We start from the raw sequence: 18,996 nt of genomic DNA on the forward strand, positions 1-18,996 counted from the left end.
CGCCCGGGAAAGTTTTGTTCGATTACCCCGTGAAGGTGAACGGAAACCCCCATACGTGTGACGAAGTACGCGGGTGACGGGCGCCGGGAGCTGTGACAGAAGTGTGACCGGGCGGCACCCCGGGGCCCGTCGGAGCGGGTGCCTTCCGTAGTCGTCGCGGGCCGCCTAGCGTGGCCGCATGGCACAGATTCCCGCTCCGCCACCGGAGCCGCAGGAGACCCTGGACAGCTATGTCGGCCTGGCCGCGGCGGACGCCGACCGGCGCGCCCGGGGCCAGGGCTGGCAGACGGTACGGGCACTGCCGCCCGGCGCGATCATCACCATGGAGTACCGCACGGGCCGTCTGAACTTCGAGGTGCGGGACGGCCGGGTCGCCCGGGTCTGGAAGGGCTGACCCGGCCGTCAGGGGCGCGCGGCCTGCGAGGCGCCGCGCGGAAGCCGGTCCGCGTGCGCCGGACGGCGACTGCCCGCCGGGGTGACCGGGGAGCGCTCGGAGCGGGCCGTGTGCGGGCCCGGCGCCAGATGGATCGGCGCCCGGGCCCCGCGCGCCGACGTGACCGGCTCCCGCGCCGGTACGGACGCCTCGGCCGCCTGGGCCAGCGGCTGGAGCGCCACCGGTGCGAGCGGCGCGGCCGTCGCCGGTACGCGGCGCCGCCAACGGGCGCGCAGCCGGTCCCGCAGCGCGAACAGCGCGTTCTCCACCCGGGAGATCAGCGGCTCGAACCAGGGCAGCGCCAGCAGGATCAGCAGCCCGGCGGCCCAGCCCAGCAGCACGTCGCTCAGCCAGTGCGTACCGAGGTAGACGGTGGTGAGGCCGACGCCGAGCGAGGTGACGGCGGAGAGCGCGGACAGCCAGCGGCGCGCCCGCGCGGTGGAGGCCAGATAGGCCAGGATGCCCCAGGTCACGACCGCGTTGGCGGTGTGACCGGAGGGAAATATGTCTCCGCCCATGCCCATCTCGTTCGCGCCGATCACGGTCGCGTAGTGCGGGCCGAGCCGCCCCATGCCGAGCTTGGCGGCGCCGACCGTGAGGTTCAGCAGCAGCAGCGAGGCGGCCAGCGTCAGCAGCGGACGGACCGTGTGCTGCCGCCAGGAGCGCCAGCCGAGCCAGGCCGCGACCATCACCGCGGTGGGGCCGCGCTGGCCGAGCACCACGTAGTAGTCGAGGAAGGCGTGGATGCCCGGCCACTGCTGGTACGGGCGGAAGAACATGACCCGCCAGTCCAGCCGGACCAGCCAGGACGTGGTGATCACGGCCCACACGATCGCCAGGTAGAACGCCAGGGTCGACGAGAACAGCACGGCCCGGTGCCGGGACATCCTCGGCACGTCGATGTGGGCCGGCCGTTCCGGCTCCCGGTCCAGCCTGGTGAACACCCGGTCCAGACGCCGGGTGAGGTTTCGTTCGGTACGCACCCAATCGACGTTACAGCGAGTGAGCTGTGTTCCATGTCAGTACTGGGGCTTTGTGATGACGATGTGATGTGGGAAACCTCTCAGGAACCACGTGAATTCCTGAACGTCGTCAATATCGCCGAAGCCGCCCCCGCATTTTCCCCGATCGGGCCGTGAGCGGTTTTATGGCGCTTTTAAATTGGTTCACCGAAAGGTGGCCCGGTATTCGGTCGGCGCTCACCCGGCCCGCCGGACCCGATCAGGGCGGGCCGGAGCCGTTCAGCCACAGGGCGCCGTAGACCGCCGCCAGGGCCGCGAGCGCCGAGACGAGCAGCGCCGCGCGGGCCGGACGCGCCCGGGCCAGGGCGCGGGCCAGGGGGAAGAGGAGCGGGAAGGCGGGGATCAGGAGCCGGGGCTTGGAGCCGAAATAGCTCGACGCGCACAGGGCCAGCGCCAGGACGACACCGCTGTACACCAGCAGCGCGCGCGGCTGCCGCTGACGCACCCCGGTCACGTACAGCCAAACCAGCAGGGCGACGCCGAGGATCAGGGCGACGCCCGCGAGCGCCGAGGGGAACCCCGTGAGCATGCCGCCGACGAAGCGCGCGAAGGCGTAGCCCCCGTCGAACCCGTTGCGCCACCCGGCCTGGACGTCGAGATACCCGAGCAGCCCGTCCCCGGTGCGGTGGCCCACCCACAGCACATAGGCCGCCGCGCCCGTCGGGGCCAGCGCCGCGCCCAGCACCCGCCGCCACGCGGGGGCGCGCGGGATGAGAAGCGCGCCGTGCGGGCCGTCCGCGCTCCCGGTTCGCCCGGACGGGACAAGGGCCGCGACCCACACCGCGGCCACGACCGCCGCCCCCACCGGCCGGGTCAGCCCGGCGAGGGAGGCCAGCAGCCCCGCCGTCACCCAGCGCCCCGACAGCACCGCGAACAGCGACCAGGCGGCCAGCGCGGTGAACAGGGACTCGCTGTACGCCATCGACTGCACGACACCGACCGGCAGCACCGCCCACAGCAGCACCGCGCACACCCCGGCCCGCGCCCCGTACAGCCGGTCCGCCACCGCGAAGATCCCGCCCGCCGCCGCGATCGAGGCCGACGCGGACACCGCGAGACCCGCGTCCGCGTACGACAGCGGGGTCAGCGCGTGCAGCAGCCGCTCCAGCCAGGGCAGCAGCGGGAAGAAGGCGAGGTCGGAGTGGACGTCACCGTTCGGCAGCCGGACCTCGTGGCCGTAGCCCGCCCCGGCGACCCGCGCGTACCAGAGGGAGTCCCAGCGGGCGGAGAGCAGCGTGTGCGCGCTCGTGCCGCGCGCGGCGCTCCACGCGGCCAGCACGGCCAGCCCCAGGGCGCGGACCCCCACGTACCCCAGCAGCGCCGGAAGGGCCCGGCGGGGCAGGGAGGTCTTGGGCGGGGCCGCCCGCGTCGCTGTCTCGGTCACGGGCCGATTATCGACGGCCGCGCGGACCGCCCCGTCATCCGCCGATGACCCCAGGTGGCGAGGTGGCGTACGCCACATGGATCGAGCGCAACCATGAGAGGTCCGCCACGTGACCTGGGCCTGAACTCGCGTACGCTGACGAGCCACCCGCGTGGGTCCGAGCGGGCCTTCAGGCACCGCTCCTCTCCGGGCCTCAACGGTCACTGGCACGGAGACCCCCACCCCGCCGACCCGCCGCACGCGAGGACTCTTCTGGGAGGTACGTACATGTCCGGGACGACCACGGCCGCCGTCCGGCCGTCCCGTGGGGCGACCGGGGCCGGTACCAACCGCTGGATCGTCCTCGTCGTCCTCTGTGTCAGCCTGCTGCTCGTCGGCCTCGACGCCACCGTGCTGCACGTGGCGGTCCCCGCCGTCACCGAGGACCTCCGGCCCAGCGCCGTCGAGCTGCTCTGGATCGTCGACATCTATCCCCTGGTCTGCGCCGCGCTGCTGATCCTCTTCGGCACGCTGGGCGACCGGGTCGGACGCAGACGCGTCCTGCTGCTCGGCTACGCCCTGTTCGGCCTGGCCTCGGCCCTCGCCGCGCTCGCCCACAACGGCGAGACACTGATCCTGGCCCGCGCGCTGCTCGGCGTCGGCGGCGCCATGATCATGCCCGCCACGCTCTCCATCCTCCGCCAGGTCTTCCCCGACCGGCGCGAGCGGGCGCTCGCCATCGGCATCTGGAGCGCGGTCGCCGCCGTCGGCGCGGCCGTCGGCCCCCTGCTCGGCGGGTTCCTGCTGGAGCACTTCTGGTGGGGCTCCGTCTTCCTGGTCAACATCCCGCTGATGCTGGTGAGCCTGCCCATCGGCCGGATGCTGCTGCCCGAGTCCCGCGGCGAGCGCGACGGCCCCTGGGACATCGTCGGCGCCCTGATGGCGGCGGGCGGCCTCTTCGGCGTCGTCCTCGGCGTCAAGCGGCTCGGCGGCGGCGAGGACATGACCGGCCCGCTCACCCTGGTGCCGCTCCTGGTCGGCGCGGCCCTCCTCTTCCTCTTCGTACGGCGCCAGTCCCGCCGCGCCCACCCCCTGGTCGACCTCAGCATGTTCCGGCGGCCCGCGTTCAGCACCTCGGTGGGCTGCATCGTGCTCGCCATGCTGGCCCTGGTCGGCCTGGAGCTGATCGCCGCGCAGTACCTCCAGCTGGTGCTGGGGCTGTCCCCGCTCCAGACCGGCCTACGGCTGCTGCCGCTGACCGTCGCCGCGATGGCGGCCGGTCTCGCGGGCGCCCGGGTGCTGCGCGCCCTCGGGCCACGCCGGATGGTCTGCGCCGGGTTCGTGCTCACCGCCGTCGCCGTCGTCCTGCTCACCGCGATGGGCGGCCACGACAACACCCCGCTGCTGCTCAGCGGCTTCGTCCTGCTCGGCTTCGGCCTGGAGACGACCCTCTTCGGGGCCTACGAGTCCATGCTCAGCGAGGCCCCGGCCGACCGGGCCGGGGGCGCCGCCGCCATCGGCGAGACCTCCTACCAACTGGGCGCCGGTATCGGCATCGCCCTGCTCGGCAGCGTGATGAACGCCGCCTACGCACCCGCCCTCAAGTCGGTGCCCGGCGTCTCCGCCTCCGCCTCCTCGGCCGCGGGCCGCTCGCTGGGCGAGGCGTACGAGGTCGCCGCACGGCTCGGCGGGCCCGCCGGGGCCGCGCTGCGGCACGCCGCCCGCGACTCCTTCGTGCACGGACTGCATGTGACGCTGCTGGTCAGCGCCGGTCTGCTGCTGCTCGGCGCGCTGATGGCGCTCCGGCTGCCCAAGGTCATGAACTGCGCCCCGGAGGGCGCCCCGGCGCCGGAGCCGCGGCAGGCGGGGGAGCGCCCCGCACCGCTGGCCAAGGGGGAGCTGCCCGCGCCCAGGGCGGCCGGGAAACCCACGGTCTCCGCCTGACCTCCGGCGCGGTCGCTCTGGACGTGCGGCGCGCTCGGCCGTAACGTCGGCCGTGCATCGTAACTAGCGCTGCTAGTTTTACAGAGCCGCAGAGTGCCGGAGGGTGTTTCCCATGTCCGCGTCCCCGAAGCCGCCCGCGTTCGACCCCGCCGATCCGCTCGGCCTCGACGACCTCCTCGACCCCGAGGACCTCGCCGTCCGCGACACCGTCCGCTCCTGGGCGGCCGACCGCGTGCTGCCGTACGTGGCCGACTGGTACGAGAAGGGCGAGCTGCCCGGCATCCGGGAGCTGGCCCGCGAACTCGGCTCGATCGGCGCCCTCGGCATGTCCCTCACCGGGTACGGCTGCGCGGGCGCCTCGTCCGTGCAGTACGGCTTGGCCTGCCTGGAGCTGGAGGCCGCCGACTCCGGCATCCGCTCCCTGGTCTCGGTGCAGGGCTCGCTCGCCATGTACGCGATCCACGCGTACGGCAGCGAGGAGCAGAAGACCGAGTGGCTGCCCCGCATGGCCTCCGGCGAGGTGATCGGCTGCTTCGGGCTGACCGAGCCCGACCACGGCTCCGACCCGGCCGGTATGCGCACCTTCGCCAAGCGGGACGGCGAGGATTGGGTGCTCAGCGGGCGCAAGATGTGGATCACCAACGGCTCGGTGGCGGGCGTCGCGGTGGTCTGGGCGCGTACCGAGGACGGCATCCGGGGCTTCGTCGTCCCCACCGACAGCCCCGGCTTCTCGGCGCCCGAGATCAAGCACAAGTGGTCGCTGCGGGCCTCGGTCACCAGCGAACTCGTGCTGGACGACGTACGGCTGCCCGCCGACGCGGTGCTGCCGGAGGTCACCGGGCTGCGCGGACCGCTCGGCTGTCTCTCGCACGCCCGGTACGGCATCGTCTGGGGCTCGATGGGCGCCGCCCGCAGCAGCTTCGAGGCCGCCCTCGACTACGCGCGGACGCGGGAGCAGTTCGGGCGGCCCATCGGGGGCTTCCAGCTCACCCAGGCCAAGCTCGCCGACATGGCGGTCGAGCTGCACAAGGGAATCCTGCTCGCCCATCATCTGGGGCGGCGGATGGACGCCGGGCGGCTGCGGCCCGAGCAGATCAGTTTCGGCAAGCTGAACAACGTCCGCGAGGCCATCGAGATCTGCCGGACGGCGCGGACCATCCTCGGTGCCAACGGGATCTCCCTGGAGTATCCCGTGATGCGGCACGCGACCAACCTGGAGTCGGTGCTCACCTACGAGGGCACCGTCGAGATGCACCAGCTGGTGCTGGGCAAGGCGCTCACCGGGCTCGACGCCTTCCGGTGAGCCCCCTGGGGGCGGGGCCGGTGAGCGGCCCCGCCTCAGCTCTGGTTGAAGAAGCCGTCCTCCCGGCGGCCCGCCGGTTCACCGTTGATGATCTCGGTGTGGGCGGGCGTCAGCAGGAAGACCCGCGTCGCCACCCGCTCGATGGTGCCCCGCAGCCCGAAGGTGAGTCCGGCCGCGAAGTCGACCACGCGCTTGGCGTCGGCGCCCTCCATCGCCGTGAGGTTCATGATGACCGGGACACCGTCCCGGAACAGTTCGCCGATGGCGCGGGCGTCCCGGAAGCTGTCCGGGGTGACCGTGCCGATGCGGCGGCCCTTGTCCTCGGCCGTGTCCGCGGCCACCTTCACCCGCGGGTCGGTGACCCAGGCGTCAGCGGACTCCGTGCCCTCGGAGTAGTCGTCGTCGTAGTAACGCTCGTCTTCGGTGTTGTCGTCGACGAGGCCGAGCCACGCACTCGCCTTGCGTACCGATCCCATGGACGCCTCCTCTCACAGCGGTCTTGCTCGTTCTTCGCGTACCTATGGTCATCCATGATGCGGACGGCGCGCCAAGTGGATAGACGCCGCGCGGGGGGTTTGTGACGGTACTGGTGCACGACTGATCCGTCGAGAGCCCTTGTGCCCCAAGGGCGGCGACTCATACGGCTGCTGACTGTGAGTGAAATATGATTTGTCGCGGCGGATGGGTGACGTGTGGTGTGTCCGGGTGACGGAAGGGGTCTCCGGGACGCCCGAGGTGGGGCTTGTGGGGCGATTGTCGGCTTTTGTGACTTGAGGGAACGTCAGGGTGCGCGGGGCGTCTGATCGTTGAGCCGTGTACGGCCGAAAGGCACCCTTGTGCCGACCGGTCGTTCGGCCGAATACTCCCCCTCAGCGCTTGTCAGGGGCATGCACGTCCGATCGACCTGCCGCTGGCTGCGCCTCACGGGCCCCGACCCCACGCGGGCCCCCGAATTCCCCAGGAGGGAACGACACGTGAGGATCAAGCGCACCACTCCCCGAGGCCGTATCGCCAGACGCACCCAGCTCACGGCGGCCGTCAGCGGCCTCCTCGCCGTCGCGGCCTTCGCCGCCCCCACCGCGAACGCCAGCGACGCCCACACGTTCAGCGCCGGTCAGCTCACCCAGGCGAGCGACTCCGTCCGCCAGGCCGATGTCCCCGGCACCGCCTGGGCCGTCGACAGCAAGACCAACCGCGTCCTCGTCACCGTCGACAGCACGGTGTCCCAGGCCGAGATCGCCAAGATCAAGAAGCAGGCGGGCGCGGACAAGCTCACCGTCAAGCGGACGGCCGGCAAGTTCAACAAGCTGATCACCGGGGGTGACGCCATCTACGGCGGCTCCTACCGGTGCTCGCTCGGCTTCAACGTCCGCAGCGGCAGCACGTACTACTTCCTGACCGCCGGGCACTGCGGTGAGGTCGCCTCCACCTGGTACAGCAACTCCGCGAAGACCACGGTGCTCGGCACCAACGTCGGGTACAGCTTCCCCGGCAACGACTTCGCGCTGGTGCGCTACACCAACTCGTCCGTCGCGCACCCCAGTGCGGTCGGCAGCCAGACCATCAGCAGCGCGGCCACCCCGGCCGTCGGGACCACCGTGACCCGGCGCGGGTCCACGACCGGTACCCACAGCGGGCGGGTCACCGCGCTGAACGCCACCGTCAACTACGGGAGCGGGGACGTCGTTTCCGGGCTCATCCAGACCACCGTGTGCGCCGAGGGCGGTGACAGTGGTGGGCCGCTGTACGGGGGGAGTGTCGCTTACGGGCTGACCTCCGGGGGGAGTGGCAACTGCTCCTCCGGCGGGACGACGTTCTTCCAGCCTGTCACCGAGGCGTTGAGCTACTACGGGGTGACGCTTCCGTAGTTCCCTTGCGAGCCGTCCTTACTGACGGGTCGGTTCGAGCGGGCCTCTGTGCGCGGTAACTCGCGTGCGGGGGTCCGCTTTTGTTGTGGGTTCGGAGGGGGCTTGGGGGTGGGGGGCTGTGTGGGGGGTCTGTGCAGGGGGTGTGGGGCTTCGGTTTTTGGGGGCTTTGGGAGGGGCTGTTTTTGGACAGCTGATCCTGTTGTTGGGTGGTGGTTCGGGTTGTGGATTCTGCGTTTGCAGTGCGAACTCCCTGGGGTGACTGTCCTCGGTCAAGGTGGGGACGTTGTTCGAGAGTCCGGCCTGAAGTCGGTCTTGTGTGCCCGCTGTGACCTTCGGAAGAGTGGGCGCTCGTCAACCAGCCTTCCGGTCCGTCAGGTCCCCACAACCTGCGGACCGACCCCCCACAGGAGGACATGAGTTGAAGCATCGACGCATACCCGCACGCCGGGCCGCGATCGCCGGAGCGGGAGTTCTCGCACTGGTCGGAGCGGGTGTCACCTTCCAGACTGCGAACGCCAGTGAACCCTCCGGGGCCTCGGACTCCGCGGTCGGCACACGCGTTCTGTCCGCTCCCGCGGCCGGAAAGCTCGCCTCCACGCTGCTCGCCGACCTCGGCTCCGACAGCGCGGGCAGCTACTACGACGCCCAGGCCAAGAGCCTCGTCGTCAACGTGCTCAACGCCTCCGACGCCGATACCGTCGAGGCGGCCGGTGCCAAGGCCAGAATCGTCTCCCACTCGCTCGCCGTGCTCGACGGGGCGCGGTCCACGCTCACGAAGGACGCGACGATCCCCGGTACCTCGTGGGCGACCGACCCGGTCTCCAACAAGGTCGTCGTCACCGCGGACAAGACCGTGTCCCCGGCTGAGTACGCCAAGCTGGGCAAGGTCGTCTCCGGGCTCGGGAGCACCGCGGAACTCAAGCGGTCCGCGGGGGAGTTCAAGCCCTTCGTCTCTGGTGGTGACGCCATCAATGGTTCTGGTGGGCGGTGTTCGCTCGGGTTCAACGTGACCAAGGGCGGGGCGCCGTACTTCCTCACCGCGGGGCACTGCACCGCTTCGATCTCCAGTTGGACCGACTCGGCCGGGAATCCTATTGGGTCCAATGAGGACTCCAGCTTCCCCGGGAACGACTACGGGCTCGTGAAGTACGTCGACGGGGTCTCTCACCCCAGCGAGGTCAATCTCTACAACGGGTCTGCTCAAGCGATCTCTGGGGCCGCTGAGGCCACTGTGGGGATGAAGGTCACTCGTAGTGGGTCCACTACCCAGGTTCACGACGGGACTGTGACTGGGCTCAACGCGACCGTGAACTACTCCGAGGGGACTGTCAGCGGGCTGATCCAGACCGATGTGTGCGCTGAGCCTGGGGACAGTGGTGGGTCGCTGTTCTCCGGGAGCAGTGCGGTCGGGCTGACGTCGGGGGGTAGTGGGGACTGCTCCGCCGGTGGGGAGACGTTCTTCCAGCCGGTTACCGAGGCGCTGTCCGCCACTGGGACTCAGATCGGCTGAGGCTTTTCTCTGGGCCCCCGCTTCTCCTTCGGGAGGGCGGGGGTCCTTTGTGTGGGGGCGGGGCCGCGCCGGGGGGTGTCCGTCCTCGGTCCGGCGACTTTTGTTTCTTTCGTTGTTCGGCTTGGTTTTTCGCCGGCCGCTGCGGGCGGACACCCCCCGGCACGTCCCCTCGCCGCCGTCTCCGGCCGTCCCGCCGTGCCGCTTCCTCTGCGTTTTCGCAGGTGAGGGGTTCTGTTGTGCTCATCGTACGTGCGTTCGATAGTGGGGGTATGGTGGTGATGGAACGGGTGTTCGATTGAGTGGTGGGAGGTGCTGGGGTGACGTTCGCGCATTTGCGGGTCGTCTCCGGGTTCTCCCTGCGGTACGGGGCCTCGCATCCGGAGCGGCTGGCCTCCCGTGCCTCCGAGCGGGGCATGGATGTGCTGGCCCTTACTGATCGGGACTCCCTTGCCGGGGCTGTTCGGTTTGCCAAGGCTTGTGCGGGGAGTGGGGTGCGGCCGGTCTTCGGGGTTGATCTCGGGGTTGGTTTCAGGGGGGAGGGCGGCTCTGGTGGGGTGCGGCGGCCTGTTCCGGTGCGTGGGGGTGCCTTTGTTGATGAGTCGGCTCCTCGGGTGACCTTTCTGGCTCGGGACGGGGCTCTGGGGTGGGCCGAGTTGTGTCGGATGGTCACGGCTGCGTGGGCGGGTGGGGGTGCTCGGCCGCTGCTGCCCTGGGAAGCGCTTCGGGGGGAGGGTGTGGTCGTCCTGCTCGGGCCCGACTCCGATGTGGGGCGGGCGCTGATCGCCGGGCGGCCTGATCGGGCTGCTCGGTTGCTCGGGCCCTGGCGGGAGGTCTTCGGGGACGCCTCTCTGCGGCTCGAGGTGGTCTGGCACGGGGTGGACGGTACGGGGGCCGGGTCGCTGCGGCTTGCCGCTCGTGCTCTCGGGTTCGCCGTGGAGCAAGGGGTGCGGCCTGTGCTCAGCAATGCCGTGCGGTATGCCGATCCAGGGCAGGGGCGCGTTGCCGATGTGCTGGATGCCGCTCGGCGGCTCGTTCCCATTGATCCGCGGAAGGGGCTCGACTCCGGTGAAGCCTGGTTGAAGGGGGCGGGGGAGATGCTGGCCGTCGCCGAGCGGGTGGTGGCTGCCGCCGGGTATCCGCCGGGGGTGGCGGTGCGGCTGGTGGAGCACACCTTGGGTACGGCCGAGGAATGTGTCGTCGATCCCGAGGATGATCTGGGGATCGGGAGTGTGCGGTTTCCTGAGGGGCGGCTCGTGGGCGCGGGGCGGCGGGGGGCTCAGCGGGCGCTTGCTTCCCGGGCCGTCGCGGGGATGGTGCGTCTGGGGTATTCCGGGCGGCGGGAGTACTGGGAGCGCATGCATGAGGAGCTGGAAATTGTTGGGTATCACGGGTATGCGTCTTATTTTTTGACCGTTGCTCAGGTTGTCGATGATGTGCGGGGGATGGGGATTCGGGTTGCTGCCCGGGGGTCCGGGGCCGGGTCTTTGGTGAATCATTTGTTGGGTATTGCTCATGCTGATCCGGTGGCTCATGGGTTGCTCATGGAGAGGTTTTTGTCGCGGGAGCGGGTTGCTCTTCCTGATATCGATGTGGATGTGGAGTCTGCTCGGCGTATTGAGGTTTATCGGGCTATTATCGGGCGGTTTGGTGGTGAGCGGGTCGCTACCGTTGCCATGCCGGAGACCTATCGGGTGCGGCATGCCATTCGGGATGTGGGGGCCGCTCTTTCCATGGACCCGGCCGAGATCGATCGGGTCGCCAAGGCTTTTCCGCATGTGCGGGCTCGGGATGCTCGGGTCGCGCTTGCCGAGTTGCCCGAGTTGAAGGGGCTCGCGGGGGAGCAGGAGCGGTACGGGGTGTTGTGGGAGTTGGTGGAGGCGCTCGATGCCTTGCCGCGTGGCGTTGCCATGCATCCTTGTGGGGTTCTGCTGTCCGACTCCTCGCTGCTTCGGCGTACTCCGGTGATGCCGACCAGTGGGGAGGGGCTGCCCATGTCGCAGTTCGACAAGGAGGACGTGGAGGAACTCGGGCTGCTGAAGTTGGATGTGCTCGGGGTGCGGATGCAGTCGGCCATGGCGCATGCCGTCGCCGAGGTGGAGCGGGCCTCCGGGGAGCGGGTCGATCTGGATGCTTTGCCTGAGGGGGATGAGGATACGTATCGGCTTATTCGGTCGACTGAGACGCTTGGGTGTTTTCAGATCGAGTCGCCTGGGCAGCGGGATCTCGTCGGGCGGCTTCAGCCTGATTGTTTTGGGGATCTTGTTGTTGATATTTCGTTGTTCCGGCCCGGTCCTGTTGCTGCTGACATGGTGCGGCCTTTTATTGAGGCTCGGCATGGGCGGGCTCCTGTGCGGTATCCGCATGCGGATCTTGAGCCAGTGTTGCGGGATACCTATGGTGTGGTGGTTTTTCACGAGCAGATTATTGACATTCTCGTGGTTATGACCGGGTGTGGGCGGGGGGAGGCTGATGCTGTGCGGCGGTTGCTTTCCGATTCTGAGGCTCAGGGGCGGGTTCGGGTGTGGTTCGGGCAGCGGGCTGAGGGGAGGGGGTACGACGCCGATACTGTGCGGCGGACCTGGGAGATTGTTGAGGCTTTTGGGTCCTATGGGTTCTGCAAGGCGCATGCTGTTGCTTTTGCTGTGCCTACCTATCAGTCGGCGTGGCTCAAGGCGCATTACCCTGCTGCTTTTTATGCCGGGCTGCTCACGCATGATCCTGGTATGTATCCGAAGCGGTTGCTGTTGGCTGATGCGCGGCGGCTCGGGGTGCCGGTGCTGCCGTTGGATGTGAATGTGTCGGGCGTCGATCATCGAATCGAACTGGTGTCTGGTGTGTGGGGGGTGCGGCTCGCCCTTGCCGATGTGCATGGGATCAGTGAGGCGGAGGCCGCCCGGATCGCCGAGGGGCAGCCGTACGCGTCCCTGCTGGACTTCTGGGAGCGGGGGCGGCCGGGGCGGCCGTTGGCGCAACGGCTGGCGCAGGTGGGGGCGTTGGATGCCTTCGGTGCCAACCGGCGTGATCTTCAGTTGCATCTGGCCGAGTTGCACCGGGGGGCCCGCGGTGGGCGTGGGGATCAGCTTCCGCTGGGGGGTGGTCGGCGTACCGCTGCCGCCGGGCTGCCCGATCTGTCGGACGCCGAGCGGCTCAGTGCCGAGCTGGGTGTGCTGTCCATGGACGTCTCCCATCATCTGATGGACGACTACCAGGGCTTCCTGGAGGAGCTGGGTGTGGTGTCCGCCCGGCGGCTGCGTGCGGCGCGGCATGGCGAGACCGTGCTGGTCGCGGGGGCCAAGGCGGCCACCCAGACGCCGCCCATCCGGTCGGGTCGGCGGGTCATCTTCAGCACGTTGGACGACGGGACCGGGCTGGTCGATCTGGCCTTCTTCGATGACTCGCACGACGCGTGCGCGCATACCGTCTTCCACTCGTGGCTGCTGCTGGTGCGGGGAGTGGTGCAGCGGCGGGGGCCGCGCAGTCTGAGTGTGGTCGGGTCGGTCGCCTGGAACCTGGCCGAACTCGCCGAGCTGCGGGCCGAGGGTGGGCTGGAGCGGGTCGCGGCGCGGCTGGCCGAGCCCGTTCCGGAGGGGGAGGGGAGCAGTGGCGGGCGGACGATTCGCATGTCCACCGGCTTCCAGATGCATCCCTGGGCCGACCTGCGGCCTGCGGGTCAGGAGGTGTCCGAGCAAGCGCCTTCCGCCATGCGGAAGTTGTGGCATCAGAGTCCGGGGAGTGCGGGATGACCATTCTCTGTGTGCGTTTTCGGAACGCGGGCGACGGTGACCGTGAGCTCGAGCTGTCCGAACTGCTCCGGCTGCTGGAGGAGTTCACCCCGGTGGTGGAGGGGCTGCCGCCCGATGGGGCGCTGGCCGATCTCCGGGGGGCCGAGCGGTACTTCGGGCGGGGGCCGGTGGAACTGGCCGCGCTGATCCGGGTACGGGCGCTCGCCCGGTACGGGGTCGACTGCGTGGTGGGGGCCGGGCCGGGGCCGATGCTGGCCCGGATGGCGCTGCGGGACGCCCGGCCGGGGAGGGTGTGCGCCGTTCCCGAGGGGCCCGGTGCCGTCGCCGAGTTCCTCGCCGGGCTGCCCGTGGTCGCGTTGCCCGGTGTCGGTATGGCGACCGCCCGGACCCTGTGCGAGTACGGGCTGGACACCCTCGGGCGGGTCGCCGTCGCGCCGCCCGCCACGCTTCAGCGGCTGGTCGGGGCCAAGGTCGCCCGTGAGGTGCGGGAGCGGGCCAACGGGGTCGACCGGGGGCGGGTCGTGCCGAACGCCGTCTCCCGGTCGGTGGCCGCCGAGCGGTCCTTCGGCGTGGACGAGCTGGACCCCGGCCGGCACCGGCGGGCGCTGCTGGCCGACGCCGAGGAACTGGGGTCGCGGCTAAGGGAGATGGAGCACGTCTGCCGCTCCCTGACGCTCACCGTGCGCTACGCCGACCGCTCCACCACGGTGCGCGGGCGCACCCTCGCCGAGCCGACCGCGCACTCGGCCGACCTCACCAGGGCGGCGTACGGCATGTACGAGGCGCTCGGGCTCCAGCGGGCGCGGGTGCGGGCGCTCGCCCTGCGGGCCGAGGGGCTGACCCCGGCCGGGGAGGCCGCGCACCAGCTCACCTTCGACCCCGTGGACGAGAAGGTCCGCCGGATCGAGGAGGTCGCCGACCTGGCGCGCGCCAAGTTCGGGCCCCGCGCGGTGATGCCGGGGACGCTCGCGGCCTGAGTAGCACAAGGTGCGTGAGTGAGAGAACTTTTTACCGACGCGTAACTTCACAGTTGCACTACTCGTCCGTAACTTGACGAGTGAACAGCATCCCGTGATCCGGATCACAGGGTTAGGCCGTGCACCTTCTCCCTTGAGCCGCAAGGAGATCACACGATGCTGCCCTGGAAGCGAGCGCTCAGACCGCTCGCCGCGCTGGTCCTGGCCGCCGCGCTCGCCACCGTTCCCGCCGCCACCGCCCACGCCGCTCCCAGCAGTGGCTGGAACGACTACTCCTGCAAGCCCTCCGCCGCCCACCCGCGTCCCGTCGTCCTCGTCCACGGCACGCTCGGCAACTCCGTCACCAACTGGGTGTCGCTCGCTCCGTACCTCAAGGAGCGCGGCTACTGCGTCTTCTCCCTCGACTACGGGCAGCTGCCCGGCGTCCCCGTCTTCTACGGGCTCGGTCCCATCGACAAGTCGGCCGAGCAGCTCTCCGCCTTCGTCGACAAGGTGCTCACCGCCACCGGAGCCACCAAGGCCGACCTCGTCGGCCACTCCCAGGGCGGCATGATGCCCCGGTACTACCTGAAGTTCCTCGGCGGGTCCGCCAAGGTCAACGCGCTCGTCGGGATCGCCCCCAGCAACCACGGCACCGACCTGAACGGCCTCACCAACCTGCTGCCGTACTTCCCCGGCGCCGAGAACCTGATCAAGGCCAGTACGCCCGCCCTCGCCGACCAGATCACCAACTCGGCCTTCCTGACCAAACTCAACGCGGGCGGCGACACCGTCCCCGGAGTGCACTACACCGTCATCGCCACCAAGTACGACGAGGTCGTCACCCCCTGGCGCACCCAGTACCTGACCGGCTCCGACGTCCGCAACGTCCTCCTCCAGGACCTGTGCCCGCTCGACCTGTCCGAACACGTCGCGATCGGCATCTTCGACCGCATCGCCTACCACGAGGTGGCCAACGCGCTCGACCCGTCCCACGCCACGGCCACTTCCTGCGCGTCCGCCTTCAGCTGACATGGCTCGGGGCCCTGCCCGGCCTGAGCCGCCCGGCAGGGCCCCGCGTTCAGAGGGGTGGTCAGCGCGGGTTCCGGCCCGTCGCGCGCTGGCGCACCGAGAGGAACAGCGCGGCTGAACCGAGGGCCAGTGCGGCGGCGCCGCCGATGGCCGCGTAGGAGGTTCCGGTGGGGGTGCCTGTCTCGGCCAGGGGGACCGAAGTGCCTGCTGGTTGCGGGGTGTTGGGGGTGGGAGTCACCGGTTTCGCCGAGGTGCTCGGGTCGTCGTCGCCGTGGCCGTGGTGTTCCACCGTGGAGCGGTCGGCACCGGCCGCGATCTGCCGCTCCGAGGGGGTGGAGACGGTGGGCGTCGGAGTGGGTGCGGCCGAGGTGGGGGCGGGGGCCGCCTTGACGGTGTCGGCCTTGGTTGCCGCCGCGCCGCCGAAGTCGACGTCCGAGCAGGAGTAGAACGCCTCCGGGCTGTCCGAGCGCTGCCACACCGCGTACAGCAGCTGCCTGCCCGTACGGTCGGGGAGCGTGCCGGAGAACGTGTAGAAACCGTCCGTGGCGACCGGGTCCGTGGACTTCGCCACCGGGTGCGCCAGGTCCAGGTCGGACCAGGCCAGGGGCTTCGCCGGGTCGTGGCCGGGCTTGGTCGCGTAGACCTCGAAGGTGCCCTTGTGCGGGGCGGTCACCCGGTACTTGAAGGTGTACGGGCCGCTGTGCACCGCGGTCGCGGGCCAGTCGGCGCGGGCCAGGTCGAGGCCCTTGAACTCGTCGTTCCCGGCGCTGCACAGCTCGCCGTCGGGGATCAGCTGCTGATGGCGGCCGCCCGCGTCACCGATCCGGATGCCGTTCCAGTCGTAGAGCGCCTGGGTGCTGCCCGCTGCCACGGCCGCCTGGCAGGCCGCCGACTTCGGGGACTCCGGGCCCTCCGCGAAACACTGCGCGACCCGGCTGACCGGATCACCCATCGAACCGTGCGCGGACGCGGGCGCGGCGGCCAGCACGCTCAGGGCCAGCGGCGCCAGGCCGAGCGCGGCCGCGGTGGCGGCGGCCCGCAGCCGCGGCATCCGCCGCCCGTGCGGACTCGAGGGCGTGGCGAAGGGCATCGGAACTCCTCGGAAGGGTGCGCCGGAAGAGGGGGGCTGGTCCCGTGGGGGGACGGTCAGAAACTAACCCCGTACGGCGGAGGATTCGCCTGCTCCGAGCCTGTTGAGGCGATCTTTATGGTCCGCTTAAGGCCGTGCTCAGACTGGGCTCAGGTCGCTACCGTGCCCGGTATGAACGATCACCCCGAAGCCCCGGTCCGCGCCGCCACGGCCGCCGACGTGCCCGCCGTGCGCGCGGTCACCGACGCGGCCTACCGCCCCTACATCGCGCGCATCGGTGTGGTGCCTCAGCCCATGGAGGCGGACCACATGGCCGACGTCGAAGCGGGGTGTGTCTTCGTCACGGAGGAGCCCGGCGCCGGACTCGGGATCGCCGGACTCGTGGTCGTCCGCGCCCACCCCGACCATCTCCTCCTCGACAGCATCGCCGTACACCCCGACGCCCACGGCCGGGGCGTCGGCCGCCGGTTGCTGCGCTTCGTGGAGGCCCACGCCCGCGCCCTCGGACTCTCCGAGATCCGGCTCTACACCAACGCCCTGATGTGGGAGAACCAGCGGATCTACCCCCGCTACGGCTACGAGCTGGTGGACCGCCGCGTCGACGGGCCCTACGACCGCCTCCACTACCGCAAGCCGCTGGAGCGCTGACGGAACCTCATTGTCAGTGCCGGATGGCACGCTTGCGGTATGAGCGACGCGAGTGAGTGGACCGCCGGGACGGACGTGGACTGGGACGCCCAGGCCCCCGTCTTCGACGACGAACCGGATCACGGGCTGCGCGCGCCCGAGATACGGGCCGCGTGGGCCGACAGGCTCCGGGGATGGCTGCCCGGACAGCCCTCGGACGTGCTCGACCTCGGGTGCGGGACCGGGAGTCTCGCGCTGCTCGCCGCCGAGCAGGGGCACCGGGTGACGGGGGTCGACGCCTCCCCGGCCATGGTCGAGCGGGCCCGCGCCAAGCTCGCCGGGCGGGACGCCCGCGTACTGCGCGGGGACGCGGCCGTCCCACCGGTGGTGGAACAAGGCTACGACGTGATCCTCGTCCGGCATGTGCTGTGGACGCTGCCCGACCCCGCCGAGGTGCTGCGGCACTGGCGCACCCTGCTGCGCCCCGGCGGACGGTTCGTGCTGGTCGAGGGCGTCTGGGGGACCGTCACCCCGGCCGGGATACCCGTCGACCGGCTCACCGGGCTGCTGGCACCCCTCGCCGGACGGATACGCGTCGAGCCGCTGTCCGACGACCCGCTGCTGTGGGGCAAGTCCGTCAGCGACGAGCGGTACGCGGTGGTGGCCGAGGTGTGAGGCTCAGAGCAGGGCCGTGAGGCCGTCCGCGCGGGCCAGCGTCTCCAGTTCGTCCAGGGCGGACCGGGCGGCGGCCGCTGCCTCCGGGTCGCGTTCCGGCAGGCCGCTCGCGGTGAACTCGTCCTCGTCCAGCCGGAGTACGGTCCTGCCGTCGCCGGAGACCCACAGGTCCAGGTCGAGGTCCTCCACCACGAGTTCGGTGCCGGAGCGGACGGCGGGGCGGGTGATGTCGCAGTACCAGCCCTTCAGGGTGCCGTCCTGGGCGCGGACCTCCTTCACCGCGTACCAGCGGTCCCGCCAGTAGTGCTCGGTGAACACGTCGCCGGGCTCGAAACGGACGAAGCCGAAGTCGCGCACGCCCTCGCCCGCCCAGGGGGCGCGTACGGAGACGCGCGTGCCGTCGTCCGTCAGCAGGGCCGCCGGGTAGCGGATCTTCGTGCGGCCCGCCTTGATGAGCACGATCTCCAACTCACCGGAGGAATCAGCCGAGTTCGCGGACATAGCGCACCTCCGTGGCGCAGAACTCGTAGCCGAGCCACTTGTTGATGGCGATCATCGGGCCGTTGCCCGCGTCGTTCCCGGTGAACGCCTCGGTGAGGCCGGCCGTGCGGGCCCGGTACAGCGAGTGCAGCTTGGCGAGCTTGGCCAGGCCCCGGCCCCGGTAGGCACGGGAGGTGCCGGTCATCGCGGTGAAGTAGCGGGTGCCGCCGTCGGTGTAGGCCACGCTGAACGCGACCGGGCGGCCGTCGGTCACCGCGACCATGGTCAGGTCGAGGTCGAGCAGCGGATGCTTCCAGGTCTCCTCCAACCACGCCTCGTAGTCCGAGTAGGCCAGCGTGACCTCGCCGGGCTCGTCCGCCACCGACTCCGCGTCCAGCTCGAACAGCGGACGCGGGTCCGCCGCGAAGTCGGCCGCCGTGCGCAGCTCCACGCCGGGCGGGGTGTCCGGCAGCGGCGGGAGCACGCCGTTCGCCAGGTCGAGACGGAGGAAGCGGGCCGGGCGGCCGGGCCGGTAACCGTGCCGTTCGGCGAACCGCACGCTCGCGGGCTCGTCCAGCACCCAGGAGTACAGCCGGGTGGCGCCCAGCGAGCCCAGATACTCCTCGGCGGCGGCGACCAGCAGCCGCCCCGCACCCCGGCCGGTGCGGTCCGGGCGGACATGGACATTGAGATACGCCTGCCCCGGCTCCGTGCTGTCGTGCGCCAGCGCCACCTGCGCCGTGCCGATCACCTCGCCGTCCTCCTCCGCGACCAGCGAGCGGAACCTCGCGTCCGGATGGCTCCGGGTGAGGACATGGCGCACCGATGCGGGGGTGAACAGGATGTAGGGCAGCGCCAGCCGTCGAACCTCGGTGAAACCCTCGGTGTCGGCCAGTACGTCGGGGCGCAGATCGCGCACGAGTACGGTCATGTGCACGCACCGTACGGGC

General features: G+C 70.6%; 16 protein-coding genes. 10 read left to right on the plus strand and 6 right to left on the minus strand.

The genetic code is table 11. From position 1 onward, the window contains the following. The first annotated feature begins 178 nt into the window (after nucleotides 1-178). Nucleotides 179-394: an I78 family peptidase inhibitor gene (locus ACI2LY_RS28210; RefSeq protein WP_404709602.1), complete on the plus strand. Its 216-nt coding sequence runs from the start codon at nucleotides 179-181 to the stop codon at nucleotides 392-394. 8 nt (nucleotides 395-402) lie between these two features. On the opposite strand, the gene ACI2LY_RS28215 is transcribed toward ACI2LY_RS28210, so the two are convergent. Further along, nucleotides 403-1,416: a phosphatase PAP2 family protein gene (locus ACI2LY_RS28215; protein WP_404709603.1), complete on the minus strand. Its 1,014-nt coding sequence runs from the start codon at nucleotides 1,414-1,416 to the stop codon at nucleotides 403-405. Nucleotides 1,417-1,654: 238 nt separating this feature from the next. Then, on the minus strand, nucleotides 1,655-2,839 hold the full coding sequence (locus ACI2LY_RS28220) for a glycosyltransferase family 39 protein (protein WP_404709604.1): 1,185 nt from the start codon (nucleotides 2,837-2,839) through the stop codon (nucleotides 1,655-1,657). A 267-nt stretch (nucleotides 2,840-3,106) separates the two neighbouring features. Here ACI2LY_RS28220 and ACI2LY_RS28225 point away from each other — a divergent pair, with 267 nt between their 5' ends. Together ACI2LY_RS28225 and ACI2LY_RS28230 are read left to right on the plus strand one after the other, a co-directional pair. Then, complete coding sequence (locus tag ACI2LY_RS28225) at nucleotides 3,107-4,762, plus strand: MFS transporter (RefSeq protein WP_404709605.1); 1,656 nt, start codon at nucleotides 3,107-3,109, stop codon at nucleotides 4,760-4,762. A gap of 112 nt (nucleotides 4,763-4,874) precedes the next feature. Further along, nucleotides 4,875-6,065 carry an acyl-CoA dehydrogenase family protein gene (locus ACI2LY_RS28230; protein WP_404709606.1) on the plus strand — a complete coding sequence of 397 codons (1,191 nt, stop codon included), beginning with the start codon at nucleotides 4,875-4,877 and terminating at the stop codon, nucleotides 6,063-6,065. A gap of 35 nt (nucleotides 6,066-6,100) precedes the next feature. Here ACI2LY_RS28230 and ACI2LY_RS28235 read toward each other — a convergent pair whose 3' ends face one another. After that, entirely contained in the window at nucleotides 6,101-6,541 is a 441-nt protein-coding gene (locus ACI2LY_RS28235; protein WP_393915728.1) for a cell division protein SepF, read from the minus strand. 498 nt (nucleotides 6,542-7,039) lie between these two features. Here ACI2LY_RS28235 and ACI2LY_RS28240 point away from each other — a divergent pair, with 498 nt between their 5' ends. The 5 genes from ACI2LY_RS28240 (at nucleotide 7,040) to ACI2LY_RS28260 (ending at nucleotide 15,174) form a co-directional block, all read left to right on the plus strand. Then, a complete protein-coding gene (locus tag ACI2LY_RS28240; protein WP_404709607.1) occupies nucleotides 7,040-7,933 on the plus strand; it encodes a S1 family peptidase in 894 nt (297 codons plus the stop codon). Nucleotides 7,934-8,351: 418 nt separating this feature from the next. Then, nucleotides 8,352-9,443, plus strand: coding sequence for a S1 family peptidase (locus tag ACI2LY_RS28245; protein ID WP_404709608.1), 1,092 nt, complete (start codon nucleotides 8,352-8,354; stop codon nucleotides 9,441-9,443). 317 nt (nucleotides 9,444-9,760) lie between these two features. Continuing rightward, a complete protein-coding gene (locus ACI2LY_RS28250) occupies nucleotides 9,761-13,186 on the plus strand; it encodes a DNA polymerase III subunit alpha (protein WP_404709609.1) in 3,426 nt (1,141 codons plus the stop codon). Beyond that, nucleotides 13,183-14,163: a hypothetical protein gene (locus tag ACI2LY_RS28255; RefSeq protein WP_404709610.1), complete on the plus strand. Its 981-nt coding sequence runs from the start codon at nucleotides 13,183-13,185 to the stop codon at nucleotides 14,161-14,163. Before ACI2LY_RS28250 ends, ACI2LY_RS28255 begins: the two co-directional genes overlap by 4 nt. A 156-nt stretch (nucleotides 14,164-14,319) precedes the next feature. After that, nucleotides 14,320-15,174, plus strand: coding sequence for an esterase/lipase family protein (locus tag ACI2LY_RS28260; protein WP_401633708.1), 855 nt, complete (start codon nucleotides 14,320-14,322; stop codon nucleotides 15,172-15,174). 61 nt (nucleotides 15,175-15,235) lie between these two features. Here ACI2LY_RS28260 and ACI2LY_RS28265 read toward each other — a convergent pair whose 3' ends face one another. After that, the gene (locus tag ACI2LY_RS28265; protein WP_404709854.1) at nucleotides 15,236-16,225 is read right to left on the minus strand and encodes a lytic polysaccharide monooxygenase; all 990 of its coding nucleotides are present in this window, start codon (nucleotides 16,223-16,225) and stop codon (nucleotides 15,236-15,238) included. A 210-nt stretch (nucleotides 16,226-16,435) separates the two neighbouring features. Here ACI2LY_RS28265 and ACI2LY_RS28270 point away from each other — a divergent pair, with 210 nt between their 5' ends. Then, a complete protein-coding gene (locus ACI2LY_RS28270) occupies nucleotides 16,436-16,912 on the plus strand; it encodes a GNAT family N-acetyltransferase (RefSeq protein ID WP_404709611.1) in 477 nt (158 codons plus the stop codon). 39 nt (nucleotides 16,913-16,951) lie between these two features. Then, entirely contained in the window at nucleotides 16,952-17,566 is a 615-nt protein-coding gene (locus ACI2LY_RS28275) for a class I SAM-dependent methyltransferase (RefSeq protein ID WP_404709612.1), read from the plus strand. Nucleotides 17,567-17,569: 3 nt separating this feature from the next. Here the strand turns inward: ACI2LY_RS28275 and ACI2LY_RS28280 are convergent, their stop codons facing one another. Together ACI2LY_RS28280 and ACI2LY_RS28285 are read right to left on the minus strand one after the other, a co-directional pair. Continuing rightward, nucleotides 17,570-18,067, minus strand: coding sequence for a DUF402 domain-containing protein (locus ACI2LY_RS28280; protein ID WP_404709613.1), 498 nt, complete (start codon nucleotides 18,065-18,067; stop codon nucleotides 17,570-17,572). Further along, entirely contained in the window at nucleotides 18,048-18,977 is a 930-nt protein-coding gene (locus tag ACI2LY_RS28285; protein WP_404709614.1) for a GNAT family N-acetyltransferase, read from the minus strand. The genes ACI2LY_RS28280 and ACI2LY_RS28285 overlap by 20 nt, the downstream gene beginning before the upstream one ends. Between the last annotated feature and the right edge of the window lie 19 nt (nucleotides 18,978-18,996).

The sequence above is a fragment of the Streptomyces sp. NPDC002176 genome, from assembly GCF_044903645.1.
Classification (GTDB): domain Bacteria; phylum Actinomycetota; class Actinomycetes; order Streptomycetales; family Streptomycetaceae; genus Streptomyces.